The following is an 18466-nucleotide window of genomic DNA, read 5'->3' as shown; positions in this document are numbered from 1 at the left end:
CCTCTCCCTGGCGGCTCCCGCCCGCACGGGGCGGCGCCTGCGCGGCACGTGATTCCACCGTGCCCCACGGGACGGCGGCGCGCGAGGCGTCGGCGCCGTCCGCCCGGACTCCTTGACCTCCGCATTGGTCCATACCAAGATGCAGGAACCCGCGCGAGCACCCGCTCGCCCCCCACGCCGGGCCCCGCCCTGTCCGTTCAGACAGAAACAGGACCCCTCGTGAGACGTCGTCTGCTCGCCCTCGTCTGCGTGTCCGCCTCCCTCCTCACCGGCTGCGGCCTGCTGCCCGGTGGCGAGAGCGAACGGCGCACGGTCACCGTGTGGTTGATGAAGCACAGCGCCTCGCAGGAGTTCCTGGACCGGTTCACCGAGGACTTCGAACGCACCCACCCCGACCTCGACGTCGACATCCGGATCCAGGAGTGGACCGGTGTCGGCGAGAAGGTGCAGACCGCCCTGGAGACCGCCGGGCCGGACGGCCCCGACGTCATCGAGGTCGGAAACACCCAGGTCGCCCAGTACGCGGAGAGCGACGGGCTGCTCGACCTCACCCTGGAGTCGATCCGGGACTGGGGCCGCGACGACTGGCTGCCCGGCCTCGCCGAACCGGGACGGTGGGGCACCCAGCAGTACGGCATCCCCTGGTACGCCGCCAACCGGGTCGTCATCTACCGCAAGGACCTCTTCCGGCAGGCCGGCATCACCGCCCCGCCGAGGTCCTGGGACGAGTGGCTCACCGTCACCGGGAAACTCGACACCGGCCGGAACCAGGGCATCTACCTGGCCGGACAGGACTGGTACACGCTCGCCGGGTTCATCTGGGAGGAGGGCGGGGAGCTCGCCGAGGAGCGCGACGGCGTCTGGCGGGGCACCCTGGACAGCCCCGCGGCGCTGCGCGGGATGGACTTCTACCGCCGGCTGCAGGCCCTGGGCGACGGGCCGGTCGACGCCGACGAGGAACACCCGCCCCAGGCAGGGGTGTTCGCCGAGGGGCGGGTCGCGCAGATCGTGGCCGTGCCGGGACTCGCGCGGGCCGTCGTCCAGCAGAATCCGGCACTCGAGGACGAGTTGGGCTACTTCCCCGTCCCCGGCCGGACCGCCGGCCGGCCCGGTGCCGTCTTCACGGGCGGTTCCGACCTCGTCGTCCCGGCGAACACCGACGACAAGGAGGGCGCCGTCGAGGTCGTCGCCGCGCTCACCGGCGCCCGGTGGAACACCGAGCTGGCCCGCACCATGAACTACGTTCCCAACAAGGCCGGGCTCGCCCGCTCGGTGGCGGGGGAGGAGGCGGTCGAGGCCATGGCGGCCGGGGCCGCCCGGGGCCGGGCGACCCCCATCACACCCGAGTGGGGCGCCGTCGAGGCGGACAACCCGATCAAGAAGTACATGACCGAGGTGCTCACCGGGGCCGACCCGGCGACGGCGGCCGCCCGCGCCTCCCGCCGGATCACCGAGACCCTCGACTTCGAGCCGGGATGAGGGACCCCGGCGGCGCCGCCGTCAGCGCACGACGCTCAGCGACAGCGCGAACCGCCCCGCCTCGTCCGTCCACCACCGGGTCAGCTCCAGCCCCGCGGCCCCCAGTTCGTCGCGCACCCCCTCCTTCCGGAACTTCGCCGACACCTCGGTGCGCAGGTCCTCGCCCGCCGCGAAGTCGACGGCGAGGTCGAGGGCGGGCACCTTCACCGTCTGCGCGACGCGGGAGCGCAGCCGCATCTCGATCCACTCGTGCCCGGCGTCCCACAGCGCCACGTGGTCGAAGGCGGCCGGATCGAAGTCGGCGCCCAGCTCCCGGTTGATCACGGTCAGGACGTTCTTGTTGAAGGCGGCCGTCACCCCGGCCGCGTCGTCGTACGCCCGGACCAGCACCCGTTCGTCCTTCACCAGGTCGGTGCCCAGCAGCAGGCGGTCGCCCGGCGCGAGCAGGCCGCGGAGCGAGGCGAGGAACACGGCCCGCTCGGCGGGCAGCAGATTGCCGACCGTGCCGCCGAGGAACGCCACCAGCCGCGGGCCCGGGGTCCGCGGCAGCGCCAGGCGGGCGGTGAAGTCGGCGACCGTCGCGTGCACGTCCAGCCCCGGCCGTTCGGCGGCGAGCGCCCGCCCGGCCCGGGTGAGGGCGCTCTCGCTGACGTCGACGGGGACGTAGGCGCGCAGGCCGGTGAGGGCGTCGAGCAGGTACCGCGTCTTCTCCGAGGAACCGGAACCCAGTTCGACCAGGGTGCGGGCGTCGGCGGCCGCGGCGATCTCCCCCGAGCGGGCGGCGAGGATCTCGCGCTCGGCGCGCGTCGGGTAGTACTCGGGCAGCGCGGTGATCTCCTCGAACAGCTCGCTGCCGCGCGCGTCGTAGAACCACTTCGGCGGCAGCGTCCGGGGACTGCCGGTCAGGCCCTCGAGGACGTCGGCGCGCAGGGCGGCGCCGGCGGCGTCCTCGGGCAGCGTGCGGGTGAGGGCGAACGGACTCACGGAAGGGGCTCCTTCGAGGGGACGGGTGCGTCGGCGGGCGCCGGGGCGCCGCCGGACTCCTTGCACAGGGGGACGCCGGACGGGGACGGGCGCGGTGCCGGCTCCCCGGGCGGGGGCTCCCCGACCGGGGTCAGCAGCACGTCCGTGGGGCTCGCCGTCAGCAGGGTGCGGTCGGGGACCTCGCGCCAGCGCGGATCGTCGTCGTACGGCTCGGAGGCCACGACGGTGCCGCCGCCGGGCCGCAGGAGGTACCACAGGGTGTCGCCCCAGGCCGTCGCGGTGACGGTGGTGCCGTCGGTGAGCAGCAGGTTGAGCCGGGAGCCGGGGGCCGCCGCGGCGACCTCCGAGACCGCGCCGGCCAGCGCCCGCCCCTGCGGGACACCGGCCCGCAGGCGGGCGAGCACCAGGGCCCACACGAACGCCGAGTCGTTGCGGGCCTCCAGCGACAGCACGTCCTCGGCGGACAGGGACGGCACGAGGGACGCGAGCGAGCCCGGCCAGCCCGGTACCGCCCCGTTGTGGCTGAACAGCCAGGTCCCCGCGGCGAACGGCGCCGCCGCGGCCTCCGCGTCCGCGCCCGACAGCGTCGCGTCCCGCACGGCGGCGAGCAGCGCCGGGGCGCGGACCACCCGGGCGAGGTCCGCGAACGACAGGTCGGCCCAGACGGGGCCGGCCCTGCGGTACCGGGCGGGCACCGGATCGCCCGGTGCGTACCAGCCCACGCCGAAGCCGTCGGCGTTGACCGTCCCGTACCGCTGGTGCCGGGGTGCCCAGGACTGGCGGTACAGGCCGTGCGCCGGCTCCACGAGCAGCCTGCCGAGCGGTTCCGCGGGCCCCACGTACGCCACGTGACGGCACATCAGGGGGCCTCCGAGCGCGCCGTGCGGAACCCGGAGAAGATCTGCCGCCGGACCGGCAGGTCCCAGTTGCGGAACGTGCCCCGGCAGGCGACCGGGTCCACGGCGAACGAACCACCCCGCAGCACCTTGTACGCGGACCCGAAGAAGACCTCCGAGTACTCCCGGTACGGGAACGCCTCGAACCCCGGGTACGGCAGGAAGTCGCTCGCCGTCCACTCCCACACGTCGCCGATCAGCTGCCGCACCCCGAGCGGCGACGCACCGGCCGGGTAGCTCCCGGCGGGGGCCGGACGCAGGTGCCGCTGGCCGAGGTTGGCGTGCTCGGGCCCGGGATCGGTGTCGCCCCAGGGGTAGCGCGTCGAGCGGTCGCCGGCCGGGTCGTACCGGGCCGCCTTCTCCCACTCGGCCTCGGTGGGCAGCCGCCGTCCGGCCCAGCGGGCGTAGGCGTCGGCCTCGTACCAGCACACGTGCAGCACCGGCTCGTCGGGCGGCACGACCTCGGTGACCCCGAACCGGCGGCGCAGCCACTGCCGGCCGTCACGGCGCCAGAACAACGGCGCGGTCAGGGAGGCGCGGCGGACGTGGGCCCAGCCCTCGGCCGTCCACCAGCGCGGGTCGTCGTAGCCGCCGTCCTCGACGAACGCCAGGTAGGCGGCGTTGGTCACCGGGGTGGTGTCGATGAAGAAGGGCGGCACCTCCCGCCGGTGCGCGGGGCGTTCGTTGTCCAGCGCCCACGGCTCGGTCGAGGTGCCCATGGTGAACGGGCCGCCCGGGACGAGGACCTCGGACGGGCCGGTGAACAGCGGCACCGGGTCCGGGTCCGGTGCCGTCAGGGCCTGCGGCCCCCGGCGCAGCTGGTGGGTGACCAGCATGGTCTCGCCGTGCTGCTGCTCGTGCTGCGCGACCATCCCGAAGACGAAGCCCGCCTCCGTCAGCCGCGTCCCGTGGAACGCGGCGTTCCCCAGGACGTCCAGCGCGCGGCCGCGCACGTCCGCGACGTACCGGCGCGCCTCGTCCGGCGACAGCAGGGGCAGCTTCGGGCGTTCGGCGCGCGGGTGCTCGAAGGCGTCGTAGAGGCCGTCGATCTCGGGCCGGATCGGCTCCTGGCCGGCGACGGCCCGCAGCAGCCACTGCTCCTCCTGGTTGCCGACGTGCGCGAGGTCCCACACCAGCGGCGACATCAGCGGCGAGTGCTGCGCGGTCAGGTCGGGCCCGTCCACGCAGCCGGTCAGCAGCGCGGTCCGGTCCCGGGCGGTGACCAGCGAGGCGACCGCGCGCTCACGCAGGGCTTCGGCGTCGAGGGCGGGGTCGGTCATGAGGGGGTGTCCTTCCCGTGCGGGGGCGTTCCGTGCGGGGGCGTTCCGTGCAGGGGCGTTCCGTGCGGTGGGATGCCGTGCGGACGCGCGCCGCGGGCCGTCTCGCGCGGACCCCCGTCCCACCGGCCGGCGCGCAGGTCGTCGAGCAGGTCGTCGGCCGGGCAGCGGCCCCGGGCGACGTAGCGGTCGTGGTACGCCGCGACCGCGTCCGTGACCTCGGTGGCGGCCCCGAGCCGGGGCAGGGCCGGCAGCGCCGCCGCGAAACACGCGGCGGCCGCCTCGCGCAGCTCCGGGTCGGCCGGCCCGGCACGGGCCGCGTCGCGCCACAGCTGATTGTGCGGCGCGGGCAGGCCCCGGGCCCGCTCGGCCAGGGGCTTCACCGCCCGGTAGGCGGTCTCGCCGGCCTCCGGGTCGTCGAACAGCGCCGCCGTCACCGCCAGCGGCACGATCCAGCCGTCGTCGCCGGGCTGCGCGTCGATCATGCGCAGCTCCAGGTGACCGCGCGGCCTGACCGGCGGGAACAGCGTCGTGAGGTGGTAGTCCAGGTCCTCCCGGGTCGGCGGCCCGGGCGCGCCGGACCTGATCCACTCCCGGAAGGTCAGCCCCTCGGGAACGTCCCACGGTCCGCCGTCCCGCCGCAGGCACATCACCGGCGCGTCCAGGACGTGCCGGGCCCAGGCACCGCGCGGGTCGGCGTCCAGCGGGGGGCCGCCCGCCCGGCCCGCGCCGATCTGCGTCCAGCGCAACTGCCGCGTGGACCGCCAACCGGTCGGCCGGCCACCGGCCACCGGGGAGTTGGCGAACGCGGACACCAGGACCGCGCCCAGCAGGTGCGCCAGCCACCAGCGCCGTACGTGGCCGAGGGGGCCGGGCTCCTCGTACCCGGCGTCCAGGCACACCTGCACGGAGGCGGAGGCGCACATCATCGCGCGGCCGGCGGGCCCGGTGCGGTCGAGACAGGCCTCCATGGCGTCGTAGCGCGCCTCGCGCAGGAACCGGCGCGGTGCCTGCCAGGGTTCGTGGCCGAGACCGACGAGGACCAGGCCGTCCTCGCGCAGGACCGCGCGGGCGGCGTCGAGGTCGGCGGAGACGGTACCGATGCACTCCGTCAGGGAGGCGGCGGGCGGCGAGCTCAGTTCCAGCTGGCCGCCGGGCTCGACGGTGAGCGCCGACCCCAGGGGCACGGCCCGCAGGGCGGCGTAGGCCGCTTCGAGCCGTTCGGGTGACACGGGGAGCCGCGGGTCGCGCAGCTCGTGGACGAGCCACTCCACCTCGACCCCGAGGCGGCGCGGCGGTCCGGTCTTGAAGCAGATGCCCCGCACCAGGGCCTCCGCGTCGGCTTCCGTGACGGCGGCACGCGGCTCGGGAGAGCCGCCCGTCGGATCGGACATGTCGGGATCCTCCTGAGGTTCCACCATGTCGCCGGCCCGGAGTGCGGTGGCCCGGGCCGGCCTCAACGCGTCCACCCAAAGCCCTCGTCCCGTCCGGCACAAGAGCGCCCGGCGGCGCGTTCCGGTCGGGCAACCCCTGCGTTCCGGCCGCTTTCCCGGGACTTTCCCGCCCGTCCCCGGGCCCCGGGGCGGAGGAAACTCCGTTGCGCCGCGCCACCAGCATCGCGCACGATGCCCGCATGAGCACCACGGGGGAGATCGCGCGGCGCGCGGTCACGGCGCGCACGGGGGTCGCGGCGTGAGCGCGCGCCTGCGCGGCGTCGCGCGCGAGACCGAGCGGATCGTGGCGGCGGGCGGCTACCGCGCGCCGGGCGGGCGCGCGGTGTCCCTCGGGGCGGCGATCGGGGCCGCGCGGGACAGCACGCGGACGTACGGGCCGGAGCCGGTCCCGTTCCCGGCGTTCCGGCCGGTGGACACCCGGATCGAGGTCACCGGCGAGAGCAGCCTCCAGGCCGCGCGACGGCTCGCGGACGCACCGCCCGCCCCCGGCGGCGGGCCCGCCGTGCTGAACTTCGCCTCCGCGCGGAACCCGGGCGGGGGGTACCTCAACGGCGCCCAGGCCCAGGAGGAGGCGCTGTGCCGTGCCTCCGCGCTGTACACCTGCCTGCTGCGGGCCCAGGACCACTACGACCACCACCGGACCCACCGCGACCCGTTCTCCACGGACCGGGTCGTCCACTCACCCGCCGTGCCCGTCTTCCGCGACGACCGCGGCCGTCTCCTGGACGAGCCGTTCACGGCCGGCTTCCTCACCTCGCCCGCGCCCAACGCGGGAGTCGTCCTGCGGACGGCGCCGGAGCGCGCGGCGGAACTGCCCCGCGCCCTGGCCGTACGGGCCGAGCGCGTCCTGGAGACCGCCGTGGCCCACGGCTACCGGCGGCTGGTGCTCGGCGCCTGGGGCTGCGGGGTCTTCCGCAACGACCCGGCCCAGGTGGCGGCGGCGTTCCGGTCGCTGCTGGAGCCCGGCGCACGCTTCGCGGGCGCCTTCGCGCACGTGGTCTTCGGGATCCTGGACCGCACGCCCGGGAGCGGGGTCCGCGCCGCGTTCGAGCGGACGTTCGCGGACCTCGCACCGCGGGCGGCGGGAGTCAGCTCCAGCCGTAGCGCTCCCGCAGCCGCTGACGCACGAGGTTGAACCGCATCCGGTCCAGGGCGCACGCCTCCCGGCGCATGCCCTCCTGGTGCAGCCGCAGCACCCGGTCGACGGCGACCCACGAGGGCCGGCCCGACCGGTCCCAGGGTCCGCTGCCGATCGGCACCCGGTCCCGCCCGTCGCGCCGCTTGCCGGTCAACCGCACGGCGAGGACGGTCCCGGCCGGCTCGCGGGCGACGACCAGCACCGGGCGGTCCTTGCCCCGGCCGTCGTCCTCCTCGTAGGGCACCCAGGTCCAGACGATCTCCCCGGGGTCGGGGTCCCCGTCGTGCGCGGGCGCGTACTCGGTGCGCACCCGGACCACCTCGCGGGGTGCGGCCTCGACGGTGGCGAAGGGGCCGTGGCGGCCCGGGACGTGCTCAGGGCGGTATGCGGTCACGGGCGTACCGTACGGGACCCCTCCCGGGACGCCGACGCCGGCCGTCCGCCGCCGGCAGCGGGCGGCCCCGGGACGGCGCGGTTCCCCCGGACGGCCGGTGGGCCTCCCCCCGTCCCGTCGTTCGATCCCGGCACACGGGGCACTCTGATGCCATGGGCAAGACAGCGCTGATCGTCATCGACATGATCAACACCTATGACCACCCGGACGCCGAGCAACTGATCCCGTCCGCGGAGTCGGTCGTGCCCGTCGTCTCCGGCCTGCTGGAACGGGCGCGGCAGCGGGACGTACCGGTGATCTACGTCAACGACAACTTCGGCGAATGGCGCTCCCACCACGGCGAGCTGCTCGACAAGGCCCTGGCGGGCCCGCACTCCCACCTCGTCGAGCCGCTGCGACCGGACGACTCCTCCCTCTTCGTCGTGAAGGCGCGCCACTCGATCTTCTTCGAGACCCCGCTCGGCTACCTGCTCAACCAGCAGGGCGTCGAGCGGCTCGTGCTGTGCGGCCAGGTGACGGAGCAGTGCGTCCTCTACTCCTCGCTCGACGCGCACATCCGCCACTTCGAGGTGACCGTGCCGCGGGACGCCGTCGCCCACATCCACGCCGACCTCGCGGACGCCGCCCTGCGGATGATGGAACGCAACATGGGCGCGCGCGTGTGCGACAGCCGGGAACTGTGGAACTGACGGCGCCGGCCGGCCCGGCGGACCACACCGGCCCCATGAGCTCCGCTCCCGCCCCGCCCCGCCCCGTGCGCGCCTACCTGGACGAACTGGTCCGCCGCACCCGCGCCGTCTGCGGCCCCCACCTGGTGAGCGTCCTCGCCGTCGGGTCCCTCGCGCTCGGCGACTACCGGCACGGGCGCAGCGACGTCGACGTGACGGTGGTGGTGGACCGCGGCCTCCCCCCGCGGGCGTTGCCCGACCTGGCCGGGGCGCTGGCCCACCCCGCCCTGCCCTGCCCCGCGGCCGGACTGGAACTGGTCGTGTACCCGGCCGACTTCACCGCCCGGCCGTCCGGGGAGGCGGGCTACCTGATGGACCTCAACACCGGCCCGTCACTGCCCGAGCGGGTCAGCCGCGACCCGGCCCGGTCACCGGCGTTCTGGTACGTCCTGGACCGTTCCATCGCCCACCAGAGCGGTCTCGCGCTGTTCGGCAGGCCGGTGCGGGAGGTGATCGCCGCGCCGGAGCGGCCCGCCGTGCTCGCCGCGCTGCGCGCCTCCGTGCGGGAGCACGCCGACGGCGAGGGGCACCTCGCCGACAACCGCGTGCTCAACGGCTGCCGTTGCGTGGTCTACTGCCGCACGGGACGCTGGCGCGCCAAGCGCGGGGCGGCCGAGGAGGTCGCCGCCGCCGAGGAGGCGTTCCGGCCGCTGGTCGAGAACGCGCTGCGCAGCTTCGAACGCCCCCGGCAGGACGCGCTCGCCCTGCCGGCGGCGCGGGTGCGGGAGTTCCTGGCCTGGGCGGCCGGACGCGTCGACGAGGCGGCCGGGGCCGCGGGCGGGCCCGCCGGCCCGTGACGAGGGCGGGCGCTGCGCCGGTCCGGGCGCCGTTCGCGGTGCCGGGCCGGGTCAGGCGGCGTGCCGTCCCCGGCGGGCGGAGCGCCCGCCCGCCGACGGGGACCCGGCGAACGGGCCGCCCCCGCCCCCCGGCAGGACGCGCAGACGGGGCGGCCGGGGCGAGTCGTCCCTCCCCAGCATCCGGTCCTCGATGTGCGTCATGAGCAACAGCAGCAGGCCCAGCCCGGGCAGCAGCAGGAACGCGACGGCGAGCACGATGGATCCCTCCCCGGAGACGGTGTGCCGTCCGGGTGCCCCGCAGGACGGGAATCAGCCGCACCGTGTCATCGCCCCGGCGACCGGCGGGAAAACGGCTCGCCGGACGCGGGTGCCGTCACTAGGGTGCCGTGTGCGGCGTCGCGTGCCGGCCACCGGCCGGGTGGGGCATGGAGGCGCCGCGCATGCCCGTGGAGGCATTGACAGCATGTCAGTCGAGTTCAACCACACCATCGTGCTCACCCGTGACCGGGAGAGGTCCGCCCGTTTCCTCGCGGGGATCCTGGGACTGGAGGTCGGGGAGCCGGCCGGGATGTTCCTGCCGGTGACGACCGCCAACGGCGTCACCCTGGACTTCGCGACCGCCGACATCGACGTCCCCGTGCAGCACTACGCGTTCCTCGTCTCCGAGGACGAGTTCGACGGGATCCTCGCCCGGCTCGTGGACGCCGGCATCCCCGTGCAGGCCGACCCGCACGGCCGGCACCCGCGCCGGATCAACCGCAACGACGGCGGACGCGGCGTGTACTTCCGGGACCCGGACGGACACGCCCTCGAGGCCTTCACCCGGCCGTACGGCAGTGACCCGGACTCCCCGCTGAACGGCACGACGGAAGAAGTCCCCGGGGCGGTGTAGACCGGGGCCCGGTCCCGGAGACGGCCGCCGGGCGGTTCCCGCCCGGCGGCCGGTTTACGCACCGCGCCGCGGGCTACGCGGCGGACAGGGAAGAGAACGGCCCACCGGTTCCCGGGAGGTGCCCATGACCCGGCGGATACGGGACGTGATGTCGTCGGACACCACGTCCGTGGAACCCATGACCACGGTGGCGCGGGCGGCGCGCCTGATGCGCGAGCGGGACATCGGCGACGTGCTGGTGGCGTACGACTGCGACCTCTTCGGCCTGCTCACCGACCGCGACATCGTGCTGCGGGCCGTCGCCGAGGGGCACGACCCGGAGGCCATGACGGTCGGCTCCCTGTGCACGCGCCCGCCCCTGGTGACCCTCAGTCCCGAGGACACCACCGAGCACGCCGTCGAGCTGATGCGGCGGCACGCCGTGCGCCGGCTCCCGGTCGTCGAGCGCGGCGGATGCCCCGTCGGCGTGGTCAGCCTCGGCGACCTCGCCGCCGCCGAGGACCCGCACTCCGCGCTGGCGGACATCAGCAGGGCGGCCCCCACCCACTGACGCCCGCCCGGCCGCCTCGCGCACCTCCTCCGCCGGCCCGGCGCCCCGCGCCCGGCCGGCGGAGGGGAGACGCCGGCCCCCGTACGCCCGACGGCACGCGATGAAGGGGGGGCGGCGAGGGCGTCACCGCCGCGGCCGGTGCCGCTCGGGCGTCCCGGCGTGCCCCGCCGGCGGCGCCCCCGGGCCGTCCACCGTGACCGCACCGGACCACCCGTACGGACCCGGCCCGATCCGCAGTTCCCCCCGGGTCACAGCAGTCGGCAGGGCGCCGGTGACCCGGACGTCCGCCAGGGCGGCGACCGCCAGCCGCACGTCCAGCCCGTCCCCGGCCTCGTCCGTCTCCACGTCCACCGGGACCAGCCCGTGCTCCCGGAGCCGGTGCAGGACCTCGTCCAGCAGCGCGGCCGGCAGGTCGTCGTCACCGGCCTCGTCCAGCCGGACGCGGTCCACGCCGGTCGGCCGTACCCCGGAGACGTCGGCGAAGCACTCCACCACCGCCGCCACGGCCTCCGCCAGGCAGTTCTCCCGGCTCCCCGCCCACACCTCGATCCGGACGCCGTCCTCCCGCGGCACCGCCCGGTGCCCGTTGCCGCCCGGCCATCGCCCCTGTCCGCAACCGTCCGTGTCACCGGCCATGCACCTCGCCTGCCCGGCGGCCGCACACCCATGCGGGGCCGCCCCGGCGAGCGGCGGACGCGGCGCGCTTCGGCCGTCCGGGAGCGGGTACGCGGGTGCCGTCCCGGTGCGGAGGGAGGATGTCCGCCATGCGGTTCCGTGATCGTCGGCACGCCGGCCGCGAACTGGCCGAACGGCTGCGGACCAGGCAGGACGAGGGGGCCCTGCCCGACCCCGTCGTCCTGGCCCTGCCCCGCGGGGGTGTCGCCGTGGCCCGGGAGGTCGCCCGGGCGCTGGACGCCCCGCTCGACGTCCTCGTCGTCCGGAAGGTCGGCGCCCCCCGCCACGAGGAGTTCGGCGTCGGCGCGATGGCGGGCGACGGAGTGCCGCTGTTCGACGCGGACTCCCTGCGCCGGCTCGGCCTCGACGAGGCCGACCTCGCCCCCGTCGTCGAGCGCGAGCGCGGCGAACTGCGCCGCCGCGAACAGCTCTACCGCCGGGGCCGGCCCGCTCCCGACGTCCGGGGACGGACCGCGCTCGTCGTCGACGACGGACTGGCGACCGGCTCCACGGCCCGCGCCGCCCTGCGGTACCTGCGGCGGCAGGACCCCGCCCGGCTCGTGCTGGCCGTCCCGGTCTGCGCGCCCGAGGGCGCCCGGCTGATGCGCGCCGAGGCCGACGAGGTGGTCTGCCTGTACGCGCCGGCCGCGTTCATGGCCGTCGGACAGTGGTACGACGACTTCGAGCAGCTGACGGACGAGGACGTCCTGGCGGCGCTGCACCAGCGGCAGGAGTAGGGCCTTTCGTTCGGCTCGGGCCGGGCTCGCGGGGGCCGGTGCCGCGCCTCGCCGCGTGGTCGTCGGTGGGCAGGACTCCGCCCTGCCGCCTGCCCCGCCGGACGTCGATTCTCCGCTCGGGATGGGCGGGCGGGGCCGCCCGCTCAGGTGCCCCGCGGGAGCACGGTGAGGGTGAGGCCGTCGTGGAGGGCCTCGAAGGCGTCGCGGATGTCGGTGGCCAGGTCGGCCAGGGCCGGAGTGCCGGGTCGGGAGGCCCAGGTATCCATCGCGCGGTGGGATGCGGCGACGGCCATGTCGAGGGCGAGATGGGGGCGTAGATCGGGTGGTCCGGGAAGGCCGAACCGCCGGTGGAGGACCTCCAGCGCGGCCCGGACGGTGTGGTCGCAGAAGTACAGGCAGTGTGACTCGATCGACGGCGTCCGCGCGGCGAGCTGTCGGCAGAGCAGGACGCGGTGGGTCCAGTCGCCGTCGGCCATCGTGGCGACGGCGGACAGCAGACTCTCCTGGAGGGTGTGCACCAGCGTCCGGCCGCCCGGTTCGCAGACCGCGAGGTCGTCGAGGAAGGCCAGCCACATGTCCTCGTACGGCGCCATCGCCACCTCCTCCTTGCTGGTGAAGGTGCGGAAGAAGGTGCGCTTGGAGACCTCGACCCTCTCGCAGAGCTCGTCGAGCGTCACGTTGTCGAAGCCTCGCTCGGTGAACAGGTCCAGAGCGGCACCGATCAACGCGTGCCTGGTGCGCTGTTTCTTGCGCTCCCGGAGGGTGGGGCGCTCCTGGCCGCCGGACGGTGCCGTGGTGCTCATGCAGGCAGCATAACGGAGAGATCAATGCCGCTTGTAGGCATGTGCCACTGAGTGGCAGGATGGCCGTCGTCCGAGTTCCTCCGGGAAAGGTGTGACCCATGCGTGCTCTCCTCGTCGACCGCTCCGCCCCCGGCGGGCTGCGCCTCGGCACGGCTCCGGACCCGCGGCCCGCCCCCGGCCAGGCGCTGGTCCGCGTCACCGCGGTGGCCCTGAACCATGACGATCTGGGCCATGCGGAGGCCGCGGACGGAACCGTCCTCGGCCTGGACGCCGCCGGGGTGGTGGAGCGGGCTGCCGACGACGGCTCCGGACCCGCCGTCGGCACGCCGGTGGTGACCCTCGGCTTCGACGGTGCCGCCGCCGAGCTGCGGGCCGTGTCCACCGACTGGATCGGCACGGGGCCCGAGGGCGCCGACCTCGGGGCTCTCAGCACCGTCCCCGTGGCCGCAGGCAGCGCGCTGCGTGCCCTGCGCCGGCTCGGTCCGGTCATCGGCAGGCGCGTCCTGGTCACCGGCGCGACCGGCGGGGTCGGGCGGTACGCCGTCCAACTCGCCCGGCTCGGCGGTGCGCATGTCGTCGCCAGCACCGGCGACCCGGCGCGGCACGGTGAGAGCCTGACGGCCCTGGGCGCCGACGAGGTGGTCGGCGGGCCGTCCGAGATCACCGAACCGGTGGCCGGGGTTCTCGACATGGTCGGTGGTGAGCAGTTGGTCGAGGCCTACGGAAAGCTCGCCGAGGGCGGAACTCTCGTGGCGGTCGGGAGGGTGACCGGCGAGGGTGAGCACTTCCCGTTCGCCGCGCTCTCCGGCCATCTGCCGGGCCACCACGACCGCTCGGTCACCTCCTTCTTCCTTGGTCACTGCACCGGACTGGCCCCGGACCTGACCTGGCTGGCGAGCCGGGTGGCGGCCGGCGTCCTGGACGCGGGGGTCGCGTGGCGCGGCGGTTGGGACGAGGCGGAGGCGGCGATCGAGGCGCTCCGGGAGCGCCGGCTGCACGGAAAGGCGGTCCTCGAACTGGGACGCTGAGGCGCATCCGTTCCGGCTGCCGGGGTCCGCCCTCGGCGGGAACGGGCCGTGTGCGGGTGGCCGCACGGTGAGAGCGGCACGCATCGGTGATACGGCGACACCCCCCCGCGAAGGCCGTGGCACGAGTTACGCCGGCCGGCGGCCTTGGCCGTCCTGGCCCGAATGCCGGTTCACGACGTGCGGGCTGCGGTCACCTGGGCCGGAGAAGCAGGCTCCTCGACCGCCGAGGAGGTGGTGGTCCGGCCAAGGGGCGGGCGTGACCCCACGCCGTTCCCCTGACGGACGTGTGCCGGTCGGCTCGGGAACACCGCAAACCGTTCCCCGGCTCGTCTCCCACCACTTACGACGTGGCCGTCGACGTCGCCACCGGGTCCCGCCAGCTGATCCGGCTCCGTGCTCCTTCACCGGGTGTCCTTCCCGTGGGCCGGAGAGCGCGTCGGCCCGGCGTGCGTCGGGTGGTGTGCGCGACGCCCCTACTTTCCACGAAGGGCTCTTGTGAGAATCCAACGCTCCATGACGGGGCGGCTGTCGAGTGGTCTTGTGACGGGCTTGATGGTGCTCGTCTTACTGCTCGCGGGCGCTGCGCCGGTGAACGCCGAACCGGTGGACGGCCGCGCATCGCCCCCCGCCGCCGGGCTCTCGGTCAGCTCGGACCGGATGCCGCTGGTCGACGACGGTACCGACGTCGTGATCGAGGTCGATTTCGCGGACCCCGCGCTGACGGAGGGGGTCCGCGAGGGCTTCGCCAGGATCGAGGACGAGTATCCACGCCTGAGCGACGCGGCGCGGGACCGGGTCAAGGACCATAACATCGACGCACTGCCGCCGCCCGAGATCGTCGACTTCGACGCCGAGGTGCGCGTCGAGGGCACCGTCGTGACGTACACGATCCCGGCGTCCGAGGTGCGGACGACGACGAACTGGTGGCAGGGGATCATCGCCGTGACCACCGGTGTGGCGGCCGGTCAGGTCGCCCTCGCCGCCTGCGTCCTTGCGTTCCCCGAAGCGATGACGGCCTGCGTTTCCCTTGACGCGTTCGTCATGGAACTGGTGAACGGCACCGTCTCCCAGGCCTTCGACGGAACCCTCAAGGACCGCGATGCATGGGGCAACACCCTGGCCCGCAGTATCACCGCCGCGCTGGCCGCGGCCGGTGTCGCCGGCTACTTCAAGGACGCGCTACCGGGGATGATGGGGAAGCTCGTCGAGTTCCTGAAGAAGACGGCTCTCTCGATCAGGACATGGTGGGCGTACGCGGGTGACGTGGTCGCGGAGGCGGGGACCGTGATCGGCATCGCGATGAGGTACCTGCCGGCCTATCTGGGCGGTATCGCCGGGACCACGGGAGTCTGCCGGGAGGCGTCCGCCGTCGGCAGCGGCGGCTCGGAGTGGGCGCCACTGGGCCGGATCATGGACGGGGCGGGCGACGGCTCGCCGACGCGGTTCGCGGACCTCGACGGCGACGGCGACGCCGACCGCGTCCTGGTCGTGTCCGGCGGAGGGATACTCAACCCCCCGACCGTGTCCGGGACAGGGCTCCAGGTCGCGCAGAACTACGGGTGCGACGAGGACGGCGAGCGGATCTGGCTCATGCTGGGCGACAAAGCCCCCGAGGGCGCGGCCCAGGAGGCCGTGGACCCCCGCCAGGTGTTCTTCGGCGACCTCGACGGCGACGACCGGGACGACTACATCAGGGTCATCGGGCCGGAGGGGTCCCCCTCGGGGACGGCGTCCGTCCAGGCCTGGCGGAACGAGTCCTCCGTCGAGGGGATCCGCTGGGCCCAGCGGCGCGAGGTCGCCGGCGACCTCGGCCACAACCCCTCCGACGCCCGCCGGTTCGCGGACATCGACGGCGACGGCGACGACGACTACCTGGTGATGGGGCGGAACAACTTCGTCACCCTGTGGCAGAACCGGGCGAGCGGCTTCCCCACCGAAGGCGACTGGCGGAAGACCGACTTCGGCTATCCCGGCCAGGGGCAGACCGGGAAGGACGTCGCCTTCGCCGACATCACCGGAGACGGCCGCGCCGACGTGCTGCTCGTCGACTACGCCACCGGCGACGTGGAGGCCTGGGGGAACACCGGAGGCCCGTGGAGCTCCGGCTCCGGCTGGAAGGAACTGGGCACCATCCGCACCGGCGACGCGTTCGACGGGGCCGAAAGCGCCCTCGCCGACCTCGACGGCGACCGGATCGCGGACTTCCTGCTCCTCAACAACGCGCGGGGCGTCGACGCCTGGCTGCTGCCGAGGTACGGCGCCGGTACCCCCGGGCCCGGACAGCCGCCCCTGTCCGGCGGTTCCGAGCTGCCGGCCGGCACGCTGCCCGCGTACCGCGGCGGACGGCCGCGTCCGCAGGTGGACGGCAGGCTGCTGGAGAACGGCAACTTCACCGGGACGTCCAAGCCGTGGTGGGTCAACGCCGGGATGGAGCCGGAACTGCACGGCGGCGTGTTCTGTGTCACCGCTCCGGCCTCCGCCAAGCCGTGGGACGTCATCGTGGGGCACAACAGCATCTACCTGCCGGGCGGCGGCGGCTCCTACACGCTGCGCTTCCGGGCACGCACCAGCACCGCGGCGAACCCGACGGTGCAGGTGGCTCCCTTCGACAACCCCGGCAACCGCACCTACCTGGCCCGGTACCCCACGACCGGTACGTCGTGGAAGCAGTACGAGTACACCTTCGAGACCGGCTTCGACGACCCCTACGTCCTGTCCCAGTTGCAGTTCCGTCTCGGCGGGGCGGACAAGCCGTACGAGTTCTGCATGGACGACGTGTCGCTCAACGGAGCCGAGTACGCCCATGCGGCCGACACCGGACCGGCGGTCAAGGTGAACCAGCACGGCTACCTTCCCGACGGGCCCAAGCGCGCGACGGTGGTGACCGACGCGGCGGACCCGCTGCCGTGGGCCCTGCGGCGGGCCGGCGGCGGCACCGTCGCCACGGGCACGTCGAGGCCCGCGGGCTTCGACGGGTCGGCGGGGGCCCGGGTCCACACGGTGGACTTCGGCGACGTCTCGTCCACCGGCGAGTTCATGCTCGTGGTCGGCGGAGAGCAGAGCCACCCCTTCGCCATCAGGGCCGATCTGTACGAGTCGCTGCGCACCGACTCGATGCGGTTCTTCTACACCAACCGCAGCGGCATCGCGATCGACGGAGGCGTCGCCGGGGCCGAGTACGCCCGGCCCGCCGGACACGTCGCCTCTTCGCCGGGCGGCGGCGACAGCAAGGTGCCGTGCCAGGCGCCGAAGGCCTACGTCGACAACTGGACGTGCGACTACACGCTGGATGTGACCGGCGGCTGGTACGACGCGGGCGACCACGGAAAGTACGTGGTCAACGGCGGCATCGCCACCCACCAGTTGCTGTCCACGTGGGAACGCGCCGCCGCGGAGGGCTCGCAGGCCCGGCTCGGCGACTCCACGCTCGCCGTGCCCGAGCGCGGCAACGGCGTCCCGGACATCCTCGACGAGGCCCGCTGGAACCTGGAGTTCATGCTCAGGATGCAGGTGCCGGACGGCAGGCCCCTGGCCGGCATGGCGCACCACAAGGTGCACGACGAGTCCTGGACCGGCCCGCCGACGCTCCCGCACCAGGACAGGAAGAAGCGCGAACTGCACCGTCCCTCCACCGCGGCCACGCTCAACCTGGCGGCCGTCGCCGCCCAGGGCGCGCGTGTCTACCAGCGGTTCGATCCCGTCTTCGCCGCGAAACTGCGGACCGCCGCCGAACGCGCCTACGCCGCGGCCCGCGCCCATCCCGCGCTGTACGCCCCGGCCGCCGACCGCGTCGGCGGCGGCCCGTACGCCGACGACGACGTGTCGGACGAGTTCTACTGGGCGGCGGCCGAGCTCTACCTCACGACGAAGGACGGCGGCTACCTCAGCGCGGTCCGGTCGAGCCGGCACCACACCGCCGGGGAGGCGTTCAGCCAGAACGGCTTCTACTGGGGATCGGTGGCCGCACTCGCCCAACTCGACCTGGCGCGCTTCGGCGACGGCCTCGCCGACCGGGCGCAGATCCGGGGATGGGTGACGGGCGCCGCGGACCGTCTCGTCTCCTTCCAGCGGGCCGAACGGTTCGGCCAGACGTACACGCCGGCGAGCGGGAGGTACGACTGGGGTTCCAACGCGTCGGTGCTGAACAACCAGGTGGTCCTGGCCACCGCGTACGACCTGACGGGCGACGCGAAGTACGCCGACGCCGTCTTCGAGGGCTTCGACTACCTGCTCGGCCGCAACGCCCTCGGGCAGTCGTACATCACCGGGTACGGTGAGAACGACGCGAAGAACCAGCACAGCCGCTGGTACGCGAAGTCCTTCGACGCGACGCTGCCCAACCCGCCCGCCGGGTCGGTCGCAGGTGGTCCGAACTCCGCTCTCCAGGACCCCCTCGCCGCCGCGTGGCTGCACGGCTGCGCACCTCAGCTGTGCTACGTCGACAACCTGGAGGCCTGGTCGGTCAACGAGATCACCATCAACTGGAACTCGGCACTGGCCTGGGTGAGCGCCTTCGCGGCCGACGTGGCCCGCAGGGCGTAGGGGGGGGGGGGGGGGGGGGGGGGGGGGGGGGGGGGGGGGGGGGGGGGGGGGGGGGGGGGGGGGGGGGGGGGGGAGGGGGAGGGGGGGGGAGG

17 protein-coding genes are annotated in these 18466 nt (G+C 74.7%); 9 read left to right on the top strand and 8 right to left on the bottom strand.

Translation table 11 applies throughout. From position 1 onward, the window contains the following. The first annotated feature begins 219 nt into the window (after positions 1–219). Positions 220–1479 (top strand): extracellular solute-binding protein, encoded by a 1260-nt coding sequence (locus tag ACZ56B_RS02380; protein WP_468785361.1) that lies wholly within the window; start codon positions 220–222, stop codon positions 1477–1479. A 21-nt stretch (positions 1480–1500) separates the two neighbouring features. Here ACZ56B_RS02380 and egtD read toward each other — a convergent pair whose 3' ends face one another. The 4 genes from egtD to egtA are packed head-to-tail and all read right to left on the bottom strand — an operon-like array spanning position 1501 to position 6030. Next, the gene (gene egtD, locus ACZ56B_RS02375; RefSeq protein ID WP_468785359.1) at positions 1501–2463 is read right to left on the bottom strand and encodes an L-histidine N(alpha)-methyltransferase; all 963 of its coding nucleotides are present in this window, start codon (positions 2461–2463) and stop codon (positions 1501–1503) included. Continuing rightward, a complete protein-coding gene (gene egtC, locus ACZ56B_RS02370) occupies positions 2460–3323 on the bottom strand; it encodes an ergothioneine biosynthesis protein EgtC (RefSeq protein ID WP_468785357.1) in 864 nt (287 codons plus the stop codon). Before egtC ends, egtD begins: the two co-directional genes overlap by 4 nt. After that, positions 3323–4639 carry an ergothioneine biosynthesis protein EgtB gene (egtB, locus tag ACZ56B_RS02365; protein ID WP_468785355.1) on the bottom strand — a complete coding sequence of 439 codons (1317 nt, stop codon included), beginning with the start codon at positions 4637–4639 and terminating at the stop codon, positions 3323–3325. Before egtB ends, egtC begins: the two co-directional genes overlap by 1 nt. Beyond that, complete coding sequence (gene egtA, locus ACZ56B_RS02360; protein WP_468785353.1) at positions 4636–6030, bottom strand: ergothioneine biosynthesis glutamate--cysteine ligase EgtA; 1395 nt, start codon at positions 6028–6030, stop codon at positions 4636–4638. Before egtA ends, egtB begins: the two co-directional genes overlap by 4 nt. Before the next feature lie 298 nt (positions 6031–6328). Here egtA and ACZ56B_RS02355 point away from each other — a divergent pair, with 298 nt between their 5' ends. After that, complete coding sequence (locus ACZ56B_RS02355) at positions 6329–7225, top strand: TIGR02452 family protein (protein WP_468785351.1); 897 nt, start codon at positions 6329–6331, stop codon at positions 7223–7225. Here ACZ56B_RS02355 and ACZ56B_RS02350 read toward each other — a convergent pair. Then, positions 7179–7622, bottom strand: coding sequence for a type II toxin-antitoxin system PemK/MazF family toxin (locus ACZ56B_RS02350; RefSeq protein ID WP_468785349.1), 444 nt, complete (start codon positions 7620–7622; stop codon positions 7179–7181). The genes ACZ56B_RS02355 and ACZ56B_RS02350 overlap by 47 nt on opposite strands. 152 nt (positions 7623–7774) lie before the next feature. Between ACZ56B_RS02350 and ACZ56B_RS02345 the strand changes: the two genes are divergently transcribed. Both ACZ56B_RS02345 and ACZ56B_RS02340 read left to right on the top strand, forming a co-directional pair. Next, positions 7775–8311, top strand: coding sequence for a cysteine hydrolase family protein (locus ACZ56B_RS02345; RefSeq protein ID WP_468785347.1), 537 nt, complete (start codon positions 7775–7777; stop codon positions 8309–8311). A 35-nt stretch (positions 8312–8346) separates the two neighbouring features. Beyond that, entirely contained in the window at positions 8347–9147 is an 801-nt protein-coding gene (locus ACZ56B_RS02340; RefSeq protein ID WP_468785345.1) for an aminoglycoside adenylyltransferase domain-containing protein, read from the top strand. A 51-nt stretch (positions 9148–9198) separates the two neighbouring features. Here the strand turns inward: ACZ56B_RS02340 and ACZ56B_RS02335 are convergent, their stop codons facing one another. Further along, positions 9199–9402 carry a hypothetical protein gene (locus tag ACZ56B_RS02335; protein WP_468785344.1) on the bottom strand — a complete coding sequence of 68 codons (204 nt, stop codon included), beginning with the start codon at positions 9400–9402 and terminating at the stop codon, positions 9199–9201. 208 nt (positions 9403–9610) lie between these two features. Here ACZ56B_RS02335 and ACZ56B_RS02330 point away from each other — a divergent pair, with 208 nt between their 5' ends. Together ACZ56B_RS02330 and ACZ56B_RS02325 are read left to right on the top strand one after the other, a co-directional pair. Next, positions 9611–10039, top strand: a complete 429-nt coding sequence (locus tag ACZ56B_RS02330; protein WP_468785342.1) for a VOC family protein — start codon at positions 9611–9613, stop codon at positions 10037–10039. A 124-nt stretch (positions 10040–10163) separates the two neighbouring features. Continuing rightward, positions 10164–10589, top strand: a complete 426-nt coding sequence (locus ACZ56B_RS02325; protein WP_468785340.1) for a CBS domain-containing protein — start codon at positions 10164–10166, stop codon at positions 10587–10589. Between the two features lie 123 nt (positions 10590–10712). On the opposite strand, the gene ACZ56B_RS02320 is transcribed toward ACZ56B_RS02325, so the two are convergent. Further along, positions 10713–11225: an archease gene (locus tag ACZ56B_RS02320; RefSeq protein ID WP_468785338.1), complete on the bottom strand. Its 513-nt coding sequence runs from the start codon at positions 11223–11225 to the stop codon at positions 10713–10715. A gap of 128 nt (positions 11226–11353) precedes the next feature. On the opposite strand from ACZ56B_RS02320, the gene ACZ56B_RS02315 reads away from it, so the two are divergent. After that, the gene (locus ACZ56B_RS02315) at positions 11354–12001 is read left to right on the top strand and encodes a phosphoribosyltransferase (RefSeq protein ID WP_468785336.1); all 648 of its coding nucleotides are present in this window, start codon (positions 11354–11356) and stop codon (positions 11999–12001) included. 143 nt (positions 12002–12144) lie between these two features. Here the strand turns inward: ACZ56B_RS02315 and ACZ56B_RS02310 are convergent, their stop codons facing one another. Then, positions 12145–12804, bottom strand: coding sequence for a TetR family transcriptional regulator (locus tag ACZ56B_RS02310; protein ID WP_468785334.1), 660 nt, complete (start codon positions 12802–12804; stop codon positions 12145–12147). A gap of 98 nt (positions 12805–12902) precedes the next feature. Here ACZ56B_RS02310 and ACZ56B_RS02305 point away from each other — a divergent pair, with 98 nt between their 5' ends. Both ACZ56B_RS02305 and ACZ56B_RS02300 read left to right on the top strand, forming a co-directional pair. Beyond that, on the top strand, positions 12903–13832 hold the full coding sequence (locus ACZ56B_RS02305) for a zinc-binding dehydrogenase (RefSeq protein WP_468785332.1): 930 nt from the start codon (positions 12903–12905) through the stop codon (positions 13830–13832). 552 nt (positions 13833–14384) lie between these two features. After that, positions 14385–18374, top strand: a complete 3990-nt coding sequence (locus ACZ56B_RS02300; protein WP_468785330.1) for a glycoside hydrolase family 9 protein — start codon at positions 14385–14387, stop codon at positions 18372–18374. Positions 18375–18466 lie beyond the last annotated feature (92 nt).

The organism is Streptomyces sp. NPDC034670 (assembly GCF_055574875.1).
This window is presented reverse-complemented; position numbering and strand designations above follow the sequence as displayed.

Bases quoted from the DNA above. Each gene is read 5' to 3' on its own strand.
- ACZ56B_RS02310 (WP_468785334.1), bottom strand. From the start codon at position 12,804: ATGAGCACCACGGCACCGTCCGGCGGCCAGGAGCGCCCCACCCTCCGG.
- egtA (WP_468785353.1), bottom strand. From the start codon at position 6,030: ATGTCCGATCCGACGGGCGGCTCTCCCGAGCCGCGTGCCGCCGTCACG.
- ACZ56B_RS02345 (WP_468785347.1), top strand. From the start codon at position 7,775: ATGGGCAAGACAGCGCTGATCGTCATCGACATGATCAACACCTATGAC.
- egtB (WP_468785355.1), bottom strand. From the start codon at position 4,639: ATGACCGACCCCGCCCTCGACGCCGAAGCCCTGCGTGAGCGCGCGGTC.
- ACZ56B_RS02315 (WP_468785336.1), top strand. From the start codon at position 11,354: ATGCGGTTCCGTGATCGTCGGCACGCCGGCCGCGAACTGGCCGAACGG.
- ACZ56B_RS02325 (WP_468785340.1), top strand. From the start codon at position 10,164: ATGACCCGGCGGATACGGGACGTGATGTCGTCGGACACCACGTCCGTG.
- ACZ56B_RS02330 (WP_468785342.1), top strand. From the start codon at position 9,611: ATGTCAGTCGAGTTCAACCACACCATCGTGCTCACCCGTGACCGGGAG.
- ACZ56B_RS02340 (WP_468785345.1), top strand. From the start codon at position 8,347: ATGAGCTCCGCTCCCGCCCCGCCCCGCCCCGTGCGCGCCTACCTGGAC.
- ACZ56B_RS02305 (WP_468785332.1), top strand. From the start codon at position 12,903: ATGCGTGCTCTCCTCGTCGACCGCTCCGCCCCCGGCGGGCTGCGCCTC.
- ACZ56B_RS02300 (WP_468785330.1), top strand. From the start codon at position 14,385: ATGGTGCTCGTCTTACTGCTCGCGGGCGCTGCGCCGGTGAACGCCGAA.
- ACZ56B_RS02320 (WP_468785338.1), bottom strand. From the start codon at position 11,225: ATGGCCGGTGACACGGACGGTTGCGGACAGGGGCGATGGCCGGGCGGC.
- egtC (WP_468785357.1), bottom strand. From the start codon at position 3,323: ATGTGCCGTCACGTGGCGTACGTGGGGCCCGCGGAACCGCTCGGCAGG.